A 14,800-nucleotide genomic window follows, 5' to 3' on the forward strand; every position below is an offset into this window, starting at 1 on the left:
AATTATCTGCAAAGATACGACTTAAAAACCTTTTTCCATAGCGGTTCACATTATTATAACAAATGTTAAAATAGAAAGAAGTTATTTTTGCTTTAAAACTATTTATTGAGTGACTTTTATTTTACAAGTGATTTCCTTTTTGAACGAAAAGTCAGATAATTTTGTAAAATGCTGGTTTAGTGTGTTTTAAGTTATTGTAAATAAGCTAAAAAACCGTATTTCTACCTGTTCTATCGAACAAATTAATAGTATTTTTGCAATAAATTGTGAGGAATGATGAAGAAAAACTATACAAACGAATGGATCAGGGCGCTTTTGGCAATATTCTTTATTTTTGGGATAGGGGCAACTTTTTATATATTTAGTAAAGAACTAAAAGACGAGGCAGATAAGGCAGAAGCAAGTAATAAAAAAGTTAAACTCGTTAATAACAATAAGGAGTCGATCGCTCAAAAAAGCATTTTGGATTCTTTAAATGTTTTGAAATTAGAATACGATGTCGCGATTTTAGAAAAAACTGCTCTTTCGGAGCAATTGGCATTTGAAAAGAAAAATGTCGAAAATTTAATGGAAATTATAAAAGCATCCAAAAATCCTTCAGATACTCAAATTCAAATTTACCGGAAACAGCTTTCAGATATGCAGACAGCATTAGCATCTAAAGTTGTAGAAATAAAAAACCTAAAATCTCAAAATAAAAGCCTGCTTACTGAAATTGAAACTCAGAATGTTGTAATGTACAAACAAAAAGCAGAAAATGATACTTTAATCCTAAAGCAGAAAAAGTTAGAATCAACAATAAAAGATGCTTCAAAACTAGTTTTAAATAATTTTAAAGTGATTGCTCTTCGTGAAAAAAAATCGGGAAAAGAACAGGAAACAGATAGAGCAAAAAGTACTAATAAACTTAAAATAAGTTTTTCTGTTAACGGAAATACAGTTGCCAAAACAGGAAAAAAGGTGTTTTATATTCAGGTTTTAGACCAAAAAAATACTGTTTTAGGCGAAAATAAATTAATAGAATTTGGCAGCGATAAAGCTTTGGTTTACAGTTTTATAGTGGCCGCAGATTTTCAGGGAAAAGCTTTAAATGTCTACGGGATTTTAAATTCTGATGAAAATCAGTTTAAAAAAGGAACCTACTTTGTCAACTTCTTCGACAAGCAGGAAATCATGGGAAGCACTTCTATTACTTTGGAATAAAAGCATTTTTTAGCCCACTCCCGATAACTATCTGGATTACTGATTTAACAGGTTTATGCAGATTTTTATTGATTTAACTCAACAAATTAACTGCTTACTGGAAATAAAAACACAGCGAAAATCCGTTGAATCCGCAAAATCTGTGGTTAATTTAAACCTGTAAGAGAAACATTATTTTGAGAATACCTAGTAAAAGGAGATTGGATTTCCTAGCTTTGTTTTCAATATTAGAAATGTAATCTTATGAAACTTTACCCAATAGAATCCGGAAATTTTAAGTTAGATGGCGGCGCTATGTTTGGCGTTGTTCCTAAAACTATTTGGAATAAAACCAATCCGGCTGATGAAAATAATTTAATTGATATTGCAGCACGCTGTTTACTGATTGAAGATGGAAACCGATTAATTTTGATTGATACTGGAATGGGCGATAAGCAATCGGAAAAATTCTTTGGTTATTATTCGCTTTGGGGATCACATTCTATTGATAAATCATTGGCTGAATATGGTTTTCACCGAGATGATATTACCGATGTTTTTATGACGCACCTGCATTTTGACCATTGCGGTGGAAGTGTTCAATGGAATTCTGATAAAACTTTTTATGAGCCGGCTTTTAAAAATGCAAAATTCTGGACAAACGAAAACCATTGGAATTGGGCGACGAAACCAAATGCACGAGAAAAAGCCTCTTTCCTGACAGAAAATATTATCCCAATGCAGGAAAGCGGACAATTAAATTTTATTGAAAGACCGGAAAGTGATTTTGGTTTCTCTAAAGAGTTAGGTTTCGGAATTTTTTATGCAGACGGCCATACCGAAAAACAAATGATTCCGCATATTCAATATCAGGATAAAACCATCGTTTTTTGCGCCGATTTATTGGCGACAGCCGGGCATATTCCGCTTCCGTATGTTATGGGTTACGACACAAGACCTTTGTTAACAATGCCGGAAAAAGCTAAATTTTTAAATGCAGCAGCAGATAATAATTACTATTTGTTTTTGGAGCACGATGCCCATAATCAAATTATAACGGTTGAGCATACTGAAAGAGGGGTAAGGTTAAAAGAGGTCTTTACTTGCGAAGCTATTTTTTAAAAACATAAAAAAACCATATTTTTATTCGTTTGAAAATATGGTTTTAACTGTTTTAACGACTTTCTGTTTATTCGACTATTATTTTCTTAACAATAGTTGCTCCTTCGTTTTCCAGATAAATGTAATAAATACCGCTTCGGAATCCTGCTAAATTAATGGTATTATTATTTGAGCTGTTAGTAAACTTCTTTGTTGTTATGAGTTTTCCCAGTGTGTCATATACAGTTGCTTTTTCAAGAATGGTATTGTCAATATGCAATTCTCCTTTGGCAGGGTTAGGGTAAACGGCTATTTTATCAAAAACAGTTTCTGTTATTCCTAACGACGGACAACTTAAACTATAAGTTGCTGCAGCATCTTTATATGTAGCCCAGTTAGTATTAGAATAGGAAACATCGTCTACCTGAATACAGGTTAAATTAGAATTCGATTTACAATTCATAAAAGTTATAAGATTGTTTTTTCCGTTTTTTAAATTTAAGCTGGTTAGGAGATTGGATTCGCAAGATAAAACTTGCAAAGCGGTATTTACAGACACATCTAATGATGTTAATTGGGTTAAAGCGCAATTTAAATTGGTCAAAGCGATATTTTTAGACACATCTAATGTTGCTAATTGATAATTGTATCCAACGGATAAATATTTTAAAGCGGTATTTTTAGATACATCTATTGCTGCTAGTTGATTAAAAGAACAATTTAAGTTTTCCAAAGCAGTATTTTTAGACACATTCAATGAAGTTAATTGGTTTGCATAAAAGTTTAAATTTATTAAAGCGGTATTTTGAGACACATCTAAAGATGTTAATTGGTTTGAAGAAAAAAGTAAAAATTGCAAAGCGGTATTTTGAGACACATCCAAAGATGTTAATTTGTTTGAATTTAAGGTTAATTGCCGCAAAGCAGTATTTTTTGATACATCTAATGATGTTAATAGGTTGTTATCTAACCCTAATTCTTCTAAGGCGGTATTTTTAGATACATCTATTGCTGCTAGTTGATTAAAAGAACAATTTAAAGTTTTCAAAGCGATATTTTGAGATACATCTAATGATGTTAATTTGTTTGAAGGACAATATAAGGTTGTCAAAGCAGTATTTAGAGATACATTTAATGAAGTTAATTGATTTGAATCACAAATTAAGGTTTTTAATGCAGTGTTTTTAGATGTGTCTAATGATGTTAATTTGTTCCCAGTGCAGTTTAGGTTCGTCAAAGACACGAAATCCTGAATACCCGTCAAGTCAATAATAGAACTATTTGCAATATCAATATAAGTTAATTTATCAATATTAGTAGTCAGTACCATACGATCAGGACTCCCGGAATCAATGCCAAGGGCAATTAGTTTATTTTCAAAATTAACATCCGGGATATTAGTGTATTGAGCATAAATTGAAAAATTTGCTAATAATAGCAATAAAAGTAGTTTTGTTCTCATAAAAAATATTTACGTTAAGATTTGCAGCAACAAGTTTACAAATTATTTTCTCACACATAAATGGATGAATACTTTTTTGATCATTTGTTTTAAAAAAAACTTAAATCTTAACACACTGTTAATCGTTAGTTTTTTGTAACAAAAAAGTATAATTTAGTCGAATATTTCAATACTATTAAATTTATACATACATGAGTCATATAAAACCCATTACTTTATCTGCTTTTGCATTACTTGTTTTAACAGGCGGTGCAAGTTTGCAAGCGCAAGTTTCAACTCCTAAAGAATTTATTACAGCGCCTTTATCAGTTGTAAAAAAAGCCCCGGTCAGCGAAAATGAATTAAAAAGATGGAGTCATCTTGATTTAATAAAAGATTCTATTCCGGGAATGAGTGTTGATAAGGCTTATGCCGAATTACTTCAGGGAAAAACAGGAAAAAAAGTTATTGTAGGAATTGTAGATTCTGGTGTTGATATCGAGCACGAAGATCTTAAAGGAATGATTTGGACAAACCCAAAAGAAATTCCGGGAAATGGAATCGATGATGATAAAAACGGATTTATTGATGATGTTCACGGATGGAATTTCCTTGCAAATGCTGTTCACGAAAATCTTGAAATGACTCGCATCGTTAAAAAGAAAGATGATGGCTCTGCAGAATATAAGCAAGCTTTGGCGGAGTACACAAAGAAGTATGAAGAAGTAATGCAGGGTAAAGAAAGAGTAGATGTTTTATTGAATGCGCATAAAACAATAAAAACGGCTCTTAATAAAGATAAATATACAGTTGAAGATTTAAATTCTATTACTTCAACAGAAGGAAGTGTTTTATACAGTAAAAAAGTGATGACTCAAGTTTTGACAAATACAGGACCTGATTTTGATCCAGAAACTGAATTTGAGGAATATAGGAAATACATTTACGATCAGTTAAACTATAATTTAAACAAAGAATTTGACGGAAGAAAAGAGGTAGGTGATAATCCGGAAGACATTAAAAATAACCGATACGGTAATAATATTGTATTTGGCCCAGATAAAGAAGAAGCACTTCATGGAACTCACGTTGCGGGAATCATTGCACAAGTTCGCAGCAATAATTTAGGTGGGGATGGAATTACAAATAATGTAGAAATCTTAACCGTAAGAGCAGTTCCAGACGGAGACGAATACGATAAAGATATTGCTCTTGCAATTCGTTATGCAGTTGATAATGGCGCAAAAGTAATCAACGGAAGTTTCGGGAAAAGTTTTTCTCCACACAAACAATGGGTTTATGATGCGATTAAGTATGCAGCAAAAAAAGATGTTTTAATTGTTCATGCAGCTGGTAACGATGGTTACAATATCGACGAAACAAAAAATATCAATTATCCAAACGATTCTCAGGACAATATCAAGGAATTTGCTGATAACGTAATCACAATTGGAGCAATTAATAAACAATACGGAGAAACGGTTGTGGCAGGATTTTCAAACTTCGGAAAAATAAATGTCGATGTTTTTGCTCCGGGTGAAGAAATTTATGCAACAATTCCAAACAACAAATACAAATACCTGCAGGGAACATCGATGGCGTCTCCAAATGCAGCTGGTGTTGCAGCATTGATTCGTTCTTATTATCCAAAATTAAAAGCATCTCAGGTAAAACATATTTTAATGGATTCTGGAGTTGCACTTCCTGCAAAAGTGGTTCTTGGCGAAAGCGAAAATCCAGATGAAAAACCTGTGGCAGTTTCTTCTGCAGAATCATCAAAAACAGCAAAAATGGTAAATGCTTACAATGCTTTATTAATGGCTGAGAAAATGTCAAAAAAATAAAGCCTATTATAGAATACTAATCCAATGGAAGAGTGGCAGCTCTTCCATTTTTATTATTAAAATTATCATGCAAAAAATTATTTTACTTTCTTTTTTGAGCTTTGGTTTAAACGCAGCTTTTGCGCAGAGTGCCCCATATTGGCAACAGCATGCCGACTATAAAATGGAGGTTTCAATGGATGTAAAAAACTATCAGTATAAAGGAAAACAAGAATTGGTTTATACCAATAATTCTCCTGATACATTAAGAAAAGTGTTTTATCATTTATTCCCAAATGCTTTTCAGCCGGGAAGTGAAATGGACGCTCGTCTTCATTTTATCAAAGATCCTGATGGAAGAATGGTAAATAAAGTAAAAACTGCCGACGGAAAAGAGGTAAAACAAAGCCGTATTGAATCTTTGAAACCTAATGAAATAGGATATTTAAAAATTTCTGATTTCAAGCAAGACGGAATTTCAGCGCAGACAAGAGTTTCTGGAACTGTTTTAGAAGTGATTTTACCAAAACCAATTTTACCAAATTCAAAAACTACTTTTACTTTAGGTTTTGATGGACAAGTTCCGGTACAAATTCGTCGTTCTGGAAGAAATAATTCTGAAGGAGTTGAACTTTCAATGTCACAATGGTATCCAAAATTAGCCGAATTTGATTTTGAAGGATGGCACGCAGATCCATACATCGCCAGAGAATTTCACGGTGTTTGGGGGAATTTTGATGTAAAAATTACAATCGACAAAGAGTACACAATTGGAGGTTCTGGATATTTACAAGACAAAAACACAATTGGTCACGGTTATGAAGATGCTGGTGTAACAGTTGTTTATCCGAAAAAAGCAAAAACATTAACATGGCATTTTATTGCGCCAAATGTGCATGATTTTACCTGGGCAGCAGACAAAGAATATACGCATGATATTGTAAAAGGACCAAATGATGTCGATTTGCATTTCTTCTACAAAAACAATGAAAAAACGACTGCAAACTGGAAACAGTTAGAGCCATTAATGGTAAAAGTGATGGATTATTATAACCATAGAGTTGGAGCATATCCGTACAAACAATATTCATTTATTCAGGGCGGAGACGGCGGAATGGAATATGCAATGTGTACTTTAATGTTAGGAAACGGAACTCTTGAAGGAATTCTTGGAACTGCAACTCACGAATTAGGACACTCTTGGTTTCAGCATATTTTAGCTTCAAACGAATCAAAACACCCTTGGATGGACGAAGGCTTTACAACTTATATCGAAGATAGTGCTTTGAATGAATTAAAAGGCGATAAAAAAGAAGCAAATCCGTTTAAAGGAACTTATGCTGCTTATTATAGTTTAGTTAATTCTGGAAAAGAACAGCCGCAGACAACGCATGGAGATCGTTACGATGAAAACCGTCCTTACAGTATTTCATCTTATGTAAAAGGATGCATCTTTTTAGCACAATTAGAATATGTAATTGGAAAAGAAAATCTTGATGCCACTTTAAAAAGATATTTCAACGATTTTAAATTCAAACATCCAACTCCAAACGACATTAAAAGAACTGCAGAAAGAGTTTCGGGAGCAGAGTTAGATTGGTATTTAATCGATTGGGCACAAACAGCGAATACAATTGATTACGGAATTAAAGACGTTACTGATAATTCAGGAAAAACAACAATTACTTTAGAAAGAATTGGAAGAATGCCAATGCCAATCGATTTAAAAGTAGATTATACTGATGGAACTTCTGAAAACTTCTACATTCCGTTAAGAATGATGAATTTCATTAAACCAAATCCAAATCCGAATGAAAAAAGAACAGTTGTTGATGATTGGGCTTGGGCGCAGCAAAACTACAGTTTTACAATTGACAAAAATAAAACAGCAATCAAAAAAATCACGATTGATCCAAGCGGATTAATGGCTGATGTAAAACCAGCAAATAATGTTTTTGAAGTAAAATAATTTACTTGAAAATAAAAAAAGCCTTTAAAATTAATTTTTTAAAGGCTTTTCTATTTAGCAATAAATCTATAAAACGGGTTTTATATCTGTTACAATATCGTTTTGTACCGTCTTTTTTAAAGGAAACATTTTTCTGTAACTTAATACTCTCCACAACCATTCAACCGGTCCATAATTGAATTTTGAAAGCCACCATTTGCTTATAAACAATTGAATTGTAAAGACAAAAATGGCTAAGAAAAAGTAAAACCAATACGGCAGCGTATTATAAATTTTGAAACCAATTCCAGAGAAAAGAAAACACGCAAGAATATTTTGCATTAGGTAATTTGTCAGCGTCATTTTACCACTCACTCTAAAATAGCTGAAAACTGTTTTCAGTTTTCCGTTAGTATACAATAAACAAATTCCAGACGCAATACAGAACATAGTATTTATTATGATCCAAAAAACAGGATGAAAAACAGGGAAAGTTACTTTGTGCTTTATTGCAATTTCAAAAAGAATTCCTGCAATTATAGCCAGAATCAATGTTGTAAAAAAAGTCTTTTTTAATAGTTTTTTAAATTCAGGCAAACGATTAAAAAAGTTGATTTTTTGAGCGTAAAAACCCAAAAGCATAAGAGCAAACATTACAACATGAACCGTAACAGCATAACCAAGACTAATCATTTCCTGATAATAAGTTCCCAGTAAATTAAATTGAAATACATCCAGCCAATTATCAGAGTAAAATAATTTTAAATATTTAGCAGTAGACTGTACATTTGGTAATGTTTGTTTTATCGAATTAATATAAGCACTAATAAACGGAACAGATAAAAGAAGTATTCCAGACGTTATTAAAATTGTTTTTGGAGAACTTCTGTAAAAAAACAAAAGCAGCAATCCTAAAAAGGCATAATCTTTTAAGATATCGCCCAGCCAAAAAGCAGAATTTATAAAAGCAAAAATGAACAGGATAAACATTCTCCAACAAAAAAATGAAACAGGATTTTTGCCTTTATCAGCTACATTATTAATAAGAACTGCAAATCCGTACCCAAATAAAATGCTTAATAAAGTCCAGGATTTAGCAGAAAAAAAGTATAAATTAAAATAACCGATAATCTCAGAAAAAATACCTTTTTTCAAAATAAAACGTTCTAATCCGATGTAACGGAAATCAACATAATTTCCTATTGCAACTCCCAATAAAGCCCAGCCTCTTAAAATATCAACAATAGCTGTCCTTTTATCTTCCTGAATGGGCAGAAGTGAATTTGTCATAGAGTAGACATTTTTCTGGTTATAAATCGTTTTTGGTTTAAATAGCAGTTAAAAGCAAATCAAATGTAAGAAAATAAGTTTTAAAGCAATATGCAAAATGAAATAGTTAATAAAAAAAATCTCGCTTAAAATTCATTTCTGAAAATTAAACGAGACTTATCTTTTTTCTTTTGAAGTTTAGCTCAAATGCTCAATCATATCTTTAGTCATTGATTCCAAATCAAATTTATGATTCCAGTTCCAATCCTTTCTTGCTTCAGCATCATCAATACTTGCCGGCCAGCTGTCAGCAATTTTCTGACGGAAATCAGGATTATACGTAATTTCAAATTCTGGAATATGTTTTTTGATTTCGGCAGCAATTTCAGTAGGAGTAAAACTCATAGCTGCTAAATTATATGAAGAATGTATTTTAATTTGTTCAGCCGGAGCTTTCATAATATTAATTGTAGCATCGATCGCATCATCCATGTACATCATCGGCATTTTGGTTTCAGATGATAAAAAGCATTCATATTTTTTATCGGAAATAGCCTTATAAAAAATATCAACTGCATAATCCGTAGTTCCTCCGCCCGGAGGAGTAGACCAGCTTATTAAACCTGGATAACGAATACTGCGAACATCAACACCATAAATATTATGGTAATATTCACACCATCTTTCTCCCGCTTGTTTACTAATTCCGTAAACTGTAGAAGGTTCCATAATAGTATATTGCGGCGTATTTTCTTTTGGAGTTGTAGGCCCAAAAACAGCAATACTCGAAGGCCAGAAAATCTTCTGAATTTTTTTGGCTTTTGCCAAATTCAAAACATGAAAAAGCGAATTCATATTCAAATCCCATGCAAAAGCAGGATTCTTTTCTGCTGTTGCAGACAAAAGCGCAGCCATCAAATAAACATCAGTAATTTTATGCACTTCTACCAAATGTTCAATTTGATTAAAATCTAAAGCATTAACCACTTCAAAAGGGCCTGAATTAACAACGTCAGTATTTAATTTTCGAATATCAGAAGCGATCACATTTTCAGTTCCGTATAATTTACGCAGCTTTTGGGTCAGTTCAGTTCCAATCTGACCGCAGGCGCCAATGATTAATATTTTTGGATTCATTTATTTAGATTTAGTGTTGCAAATATAACGTTTTCGCAAATATCAACGTTTTTTCAAACATTAAATTATAAAATTAACAATGATAAAGATTGTTTTTTAGATTATTCACTATTCAAAACTTTATGCAAAAGGAGTTTTTGCCACAGATTTCACAGATTTAATGGATTATTTTCTCAAAACTTAATTAAAAAAATCATTTTAATCCGTGAAATCTGTGGCAAAAAAACAACCTTGATTTATAGAATCTTTAGCAAAAAACACAATTCGTAATTGTAAATTTACTTCGTAACTTTGCACTCAAACATTTTATCAAATGAAATATAAAATAGCGCTGTTTTTACTCTTGATTTTTGTACTTCAATCATGTCAAAATGAGAATGAAAGACGTCTTGCTGAAAATGCAAAAGAAGCTAAGAAGAAAGAAAAAATCTTTAATAATATCAATAAAGCCTGGATTTTTATAGATGAACCAATCAACGAAGTTTCCGAAGAAAATTTTAGAAACTGGACAGAATGGCGTGAATTCTTAAAAGAAATAGGAGACAAACCAAGAAAAACGATTGGTGCTTTTCAAAAAAAATCAACAGCGATTTCTAAAAAAGCGATGGCTTTAAATAATAATATTCCATCACAATTTAATCAGCCGCAAATAAAAAGCCGAATTGCAATTTTGATTACCAAAATCAAAATGATGGACTTATTTATTCATTTGAATCAAATTCCAGACGATAAAGTTGCTTTTTTAATTGGCGAAATAAACAAAGAACTGGTTTCGTTAGAAAGACAAATGGACAAAATTGTCGAGAAAGCCAAAATTCCAAAAGAAGAAGGAGAAGCTGATTTCCTTAGAATGTTAGATACAACCCGCGCAATCCCGAATTCTGCGCCTCCACTAGATCCAAATTTACCAAGAGTTGAGTAAAAACGCCTTATATACGATATACGACAATTTGCCAAAAGCAGAGCAAATTGCTGCCAATTTACTGGAAGGAAATCAGATAAAAATGCACCTTAACGGATTGCTTGGATCTGCAGTTTCCTTTGTAATACGCTCTGTTTTTAAGAAAACAGAACTGCCTTTTTTGATTGTTTTAGACAACAAAGAAGAAGCGGCGTATTACCTAAACGATCTGGAACAAATGATTGGCGAGCAGGATGTTTTGTTTTATCCCGCTTCATTTCGTCGTCCGTATCAGGTTGATGAAACTGATAACGCTAATGTTTTACTTCGTGCTGAGGTTTTAAACCGAATAAATTCCCGAAAAAAACCAGCCATAATTGTTACGTACCCGGAAGCACTTTTTGAAAAAGTTGTTACACGCCAGCAATTAGATAAAAATACCTTAAAAGTGGCGCTGAATGATAAAATTTCGATCGATTTTATCAATGAAGTTTTATTTGAATACGAATTTAAAAGAGTCGATTTTATTACTGAACCCGGAGAATTTTCGGTTCGTGGAGGAATTGTCGATGTCTTTTCTTTTTCAAACGATCATCCATACAGAATTGAATTCTTCGGAAATGAAGTAGACAGCATTAGAAGTTTTGATGTAGAAACACAATTATCTGTGGAAACACACAAAAAAATCACCATTATCCCGAATGTTGAAAACAAGATATTTCAGGAAAACCGTGAAAGTTTCTTAGATTATATTGCTGAGAAAACTATACTATTTATTCAAAATACCGACGGACTTTTTAGTCAGTTAGACAAACAATTTACAAGAGCAGAAGAAGCTTTTGAGAAACTTTCCAAAGAAATAAAACATGCCGAACCGGAGCAGTTATTTTTAAATCAAAGTTCGTTTATAAAACGAGCTTTAGATTTTTCGATTGTAGAATTGGCTTCAAAACCAATTTTTAAAACGACTAAAAAATACGAATTTCATATTCAGCCTCAGCCATCTTTCAATAAGCAATTTGATTTATTGCTGAACAATCTGAGTGACAATCATTTTAATGGATATAAAAATTATTTATTCTGTTCAAATGAAACTCAGGCAAAACGTTTTCATGATATTTTTGAATCTTTAGATGAAGCGAATTCTGAAAACATTAGAAAGCAATATAATACGATCGTATTGCCTTTGTACCAAGGTTTTATTGACGAAGAAAATCAAATAACAGCTTATACAGATCACCAGATTTTTGAGCGTTATCATAAATTCAACATCAAAAACGGATACTCGAAAAAGCAGAATATTACTTTAAAAGAATTAACCGCACTTTCTGTAGGCGATTATGTAACACATATCGATCACGGAATTGGGAAGTTTGGCGGATTGCAGAAAATTCAGGTTGAAGGCAAAACGCAGGAAGCCATAAAACTGGTTTATGCTGATAATGATATTGTTTATGTAAGTATCCATTCACTTCATAAAATCTCCAAATACAACGGAAAAGACGGAACGCCTCCAAAAATCTATAAGTTAGGATCGAACGCCTGGAAAATTTTAAAACAAAAAACCAAAGCGCGTGTCAAACATATTGCCTTCAATTTAATTCAGTTGTATGCAAAACGTCGTTTAGAAAAAGGGTTCCAATTTGCGCCGGATAGTTACCTTCAAAACGAATTAGAAAGTTCGTTTATTTATGAAGATACACCGGATCAAACCAAATCGACGCAAGAAGTAAAAGCCGATATGGAAAGCGATCGTCCAATGGATCGTTTGGTTTGCGGTGATGTTGGTTTTGGAAAAACAGAAGTTGCGATTCGTGCCGCTTTTAAAGCGGTTGATAACAGTAAACAGGTGGCAGTTTTGGTTCCTACAACTATTTTGGCTTATCAGCATTACAGAACTTTTACCGAAAGATTAAAAGATATGCCAGTTACAATTGGTTACTTAAACCGATTTAGAACGGCAAAACAAAAAACACAGACTTTAAAAGATTTAGCCGAAGGAAAACTCGATATCGTAATTGGGACGCATCAATTGGTTAATAAAAATGTAGTTTTTAAAGACCTAGGTTTATTGATTGTTGATGAAGAACAAAAGTTTGGAGTTAACGTAAAAGATAAATTAAAAACAATTGCTGCAAATGTCGATACGCTGACTTTAACAGCAACGCCAATTCCGAGAACGCTTCAGTTTTCGTTAATGGCAGCGCGAGATTTGTCAGTAATTACAACGCCTCCGCCAAACAGATATCCTATTGAAACGAATGTTGTTGGCTTTAATGAAGAGATAATTCGTGATGCGATTTCGTATGAAATTCAGCGAAACGGGCAGGTTTTCTTTATCAATAACCGAATCGAAAATATAAAAGAAGTAGCCGGAATGATTCAGCGTTTGGTTCCAAATGCAAGAGTCGGAATTGGTCACGGCCAAATGGACGGGGCTAAACTTGAGGAATTGATGTTAGGTTTTATGAACGGAGATTTTGATGTTTTGGTAGCCACCACAATTATCGAAAGTGGTTTGGACGTTCCAAATGCTAACACGATTTTCATCAATAATGCCAATAATTTCGGATTATCTGATTTGCATCAAATGCGCGGACGTGTGGGACGAAGCAATAAAAAAGCATTTTGTTATTTCATTTGTCCGCCATATTCTTCAATGACCGAAGATGCGAGAAAACGTATTCAGGCTTTGGAACAATTCAGCGAACTAGGAAGCGGTTTCAATATTGCGATGAAAGATCTTGAAATTCGCGGTGCTGGTGATTTATTAGGCGGAGAACAAAGCGGTTTCATTAATGAAATTGGTTTTGATACATACCAAAAAATCATGAACGAAGCCATAGAGGAATTGAAAGAAAATGAATTCAAAGATTTGTATCCGGAAGAAAATAATATCGATACAAAAGAATACGTAAAAGACATTCAAATCGATGCCGATTTTGAGTTGTTATTCCCGGATGAATATATCAATAACGTTTCAGAACGTTTGGTTTTATACAACGAATTGGGCGCGATAAAAGATGAAGCTGGTTTACAGGAATTCGAAAGAAAATTGATTGACCGTTTCGGGCCTTTGCCAAAACAAGCAACCGCATTATTAAACAGTATTCGCATAAAATGGATTGCAACCAAAGTTGGAATTGAGAAACTTGTTTTGAAACAAGGCAAAATGATTGGTTATTTCGTTTCAGACCAACAATCAGATTATTATCATTCTTCTAAGTTTAGAAATGTTTTAAATTTTGTTCAAAAACAAAGCGCACTTTGCAAAATGAAAGAAAAACAAACCGTAAACGGATTACGTTTGTTATTGACTTTTGAGAATGTTAAGTCGATAAAACGAGCTTTAGAGTTGATGGAATTGTTTGAAGAGTAAAAATAAAGTTTGCCACGAATTTCACGAATTAAATTTATATCCTTACTAAATAAATTTGTGGAAATTCGTGGCAAAAAAAAACAAAAGGCGTATTTTTTTTTAGAGGTTTTAAGGATATCGATTAGAAATGATGAGGTTTTTTGGTAACACAAATAAAAAAATCTGTTTAAATCTGCCTAATCTGCGTGCCATTAATTCAGAACCACAGAGCTAAAAAAAATCACTCTGAAAGAGTGATTTAATTGGTTTAAAATTGGTTTTGGTTAGATAGTCTCGTCGTGAACCTAAAAAAGACCTGCATTGATTTAATGCTTTGCCCATTTGATTCCTGACAATATTTATAGAGATGCCGAGCTTCTGATTGATTTCTTCGGCAGTTTCTTTCGATTTTAATAAGCTAATACTATAAACCAAAATATCCTGATAATACAAATTAAAAAGGGAACGAAATGCTTTTTGCTGCTATTTTTTAGTTTGCTTACCAATAATTTGCTGCTATAATCTCTGGCTTCTAATACTAAATTAATTAGTTTGTATTTAAATCTAATTATATTACGATACTATTAAAATTGATGCTCTAATATGTTAAGTGCTTAACAAATATATAAAAATATTATTC

At 32.6% G+C, this 14,800-nt stretch carries 9 protein-coding genes; 6 read left to right on the forward strand and 3 right to left on the reverse strand.

Annotated elements, in window-relative coordinates:
* The first annotated feature begins 273 nt into the window (after window positions 1-273).
* Both AABD74_RS05860 and AABD74_RS05865 read left to right on the forward strand, forming a co-directional pair.
* Window positions 274-1,203, forward strand: coding sequence for a hypothetical protein (locus AABD74_RS05860; RefSeq protein WP_406844952.1), 930 nt, complete (start codon window positions 274-276; stop codon window positions 1,201-1,203).
* A gap of 243 nt (window positions 1,204-1,446) precedes the next feature.
* Complete coding sequence (locus tag AABD74_RS05865; protein WP_406844953.1) at window positions 1,447-2,304, forward strand: MBL fold metallo-hydrolase; 858 nt, start codon at window positions 1,447-1,449, stop codon at window positions 2,302-2,304.
* Between the two features lie 67 nt (window positions 2,305-2,371).
* On the opposite strand, the gene AABD74_RS05870 is transcribed toward AABD74_RS05865, so the two are convergent.
* Window positions 2,372-3,745 (reverse strand): T9SS type A sorting domain-containing protein, encoded by a 1,374-nt coding sequence (locus AABD74_RS05870; protein WP_406844954.1) that lies wholly within the window; start codon window positions 3,743-3,745, stop codon window positions 2,372-2,374.
* A gap of 191 nt (window positions 3,746-3,936) precedes the next feature.
* Between AABD74_RS05870 and AABD74_RS05875 the strand changes: the two genes are divergently transcribed.
* Window positions 3,937-5,568 carry a S8 family peptidase gene (locus tag AABD74_RS05875; RefSeq protein WP_406844955.1) on the forward strand — a complete coding sequence of 544 codons (1,632 nt, stop codon included), beginning with the start codon at window positions 3,937-3,939 and terminating at the stop codon, window positions 5,566-5,568.
* A 67-nt stretch (window positions 5,569-5,635) separates the two neighbouring features.
* Window positions 5,636-7,516: a M1 family metallopeptidase gene (locus AABD74_RS05880; protein ID WP_406844956.1), complete on the forward strand. Its 1,881-nt coding sequence runs from the start codon at window positions 5,636-5,638 to the stop codon at window positions 7,514-7,516.
* Between the two features lie 66 nt (window positions 7,517-7,582).
* Here the strand turns inward: AABD74_RS05880 and AABD74_RS05885 are convergent, their stop codons facing one another.
* Window positions 7,583-8,785, reverse strand: coding sequence for a DUF418 domain-containing protein (locus AABD74_RS05885; RefSeq protein ID WP_406844957.1), 1,203 nt, complete (start codon window positions 8,783-8,785; stop codon window positions 7,583-7,585).
* 177 nt (window positions 8,786-8,962) lie between these two features.
* Window positions 8,963-9,901, reverse strand: coding sequence for an L-threonine 3-dehydrogenase (locus AABD74_RS05890; RefSeq protein ID WP_406844958.1), 939 nt, complete (start codon window positions 9,899-9,901; stop codon window positions 8,963-8,965).
* 313 nt (window positions 9,902-10,214) lie between these two features.
* Here AABD74_RS05890 and AABD74_RS05895 point away from each other — a divergent pair, with 313 nt between their 5' ends.
* The gene (locus AABD74_RS05895; RefSeq protein ID WP_406844959.1) at window positions 10,215-10,823 is read left to right on the forward strand and encodes a hypothetical protein; all 609 of its coding nucleotides are present in this window, start codon (window positions 10,215-10,217) and stop codon (window positions 10,821-10,823) included.
* Window positions 10,816-14,181, forward strand: a complete 3,366-nt coding sequence (gene mfd, locus AABD74_RS05900; RefSeq protein WP_406844960.1) for a transcription-repair coupling factor — start codon at window positions 10,816-10,818, stop codon at window positions 14,179-14,181. The genes AABD74_RS05895 and mfd overlap by 8 nt, the downstream gene beginning before the upstream one ends.
* The last annotated feature ends 619 nt before the right edge of the window (window positions 14,182-14,800 follow it).

Origin of the sequence: Flavobacterium soyae (assembly GCF_045348165.1) — a bacterium.
GTDB lineage: Bacteria > Bacteroidota > Bacteroidia > Flavobacteriales > Flavobacteriaceae > Flavobacterium > Flavobacterium soyae.

Coding starts and splice junctions, on each gene's coding strand:
- AABD74_RS05860 (WP_406844952.1), top strand. CDS start 274: ATGATGAAGAAAAACTATACAAACGAATGGATCAGGGCGCTTTTGGCA.
- AABD74_RS05865 (WP_406844953.1), top strand. CDS start 1,447: ATGAAACTTTACCCAATAGAATCCGGAAATTTTAAGTTAGATGGCGGC.
- AABD74_RS05870 (WP_406844954.1), bottom strand. CDS start 3,745: ATGAGAACAAAACTACTTTTATTGCTATTATTAGCAAATTTTTCAATT.
- AABD74_RS05875 (WP_406844955.1), top strand. CDS start 3,937: ATGAGTCATATAAAACCCATTACTTTATCTGCTTTTGCATTACTTGTT.
- AABD74_RS05880 (WP_406844956.1), top strand. CDS start 5,636: ATGCAAAAAATTATTTTACTTTCTTTTTTGAGCTTTGGTTTAAACGCA.
- AABD74_RS05885 (WP_406844957.1), bottom strand. CDS start 8,785: ATGACAAATTCACTTCTGCCCATTCAGGAAGATAAAAGGACAGCTATT.
- AABD74_RS05890 (WP_406844958.1), bottom strand. CDS start 9,901: ATGAATCCAAAAATATTAATCATTGGCGCCTGCGGTCAGATTGGAACT.
- AABD74_RS05895 (WP_406844959.1), top strand. CDS start 10,215: ATGAAATATAAAATAGCGCTGTTTTTACTCTTGATTTTTGTACTTCAA.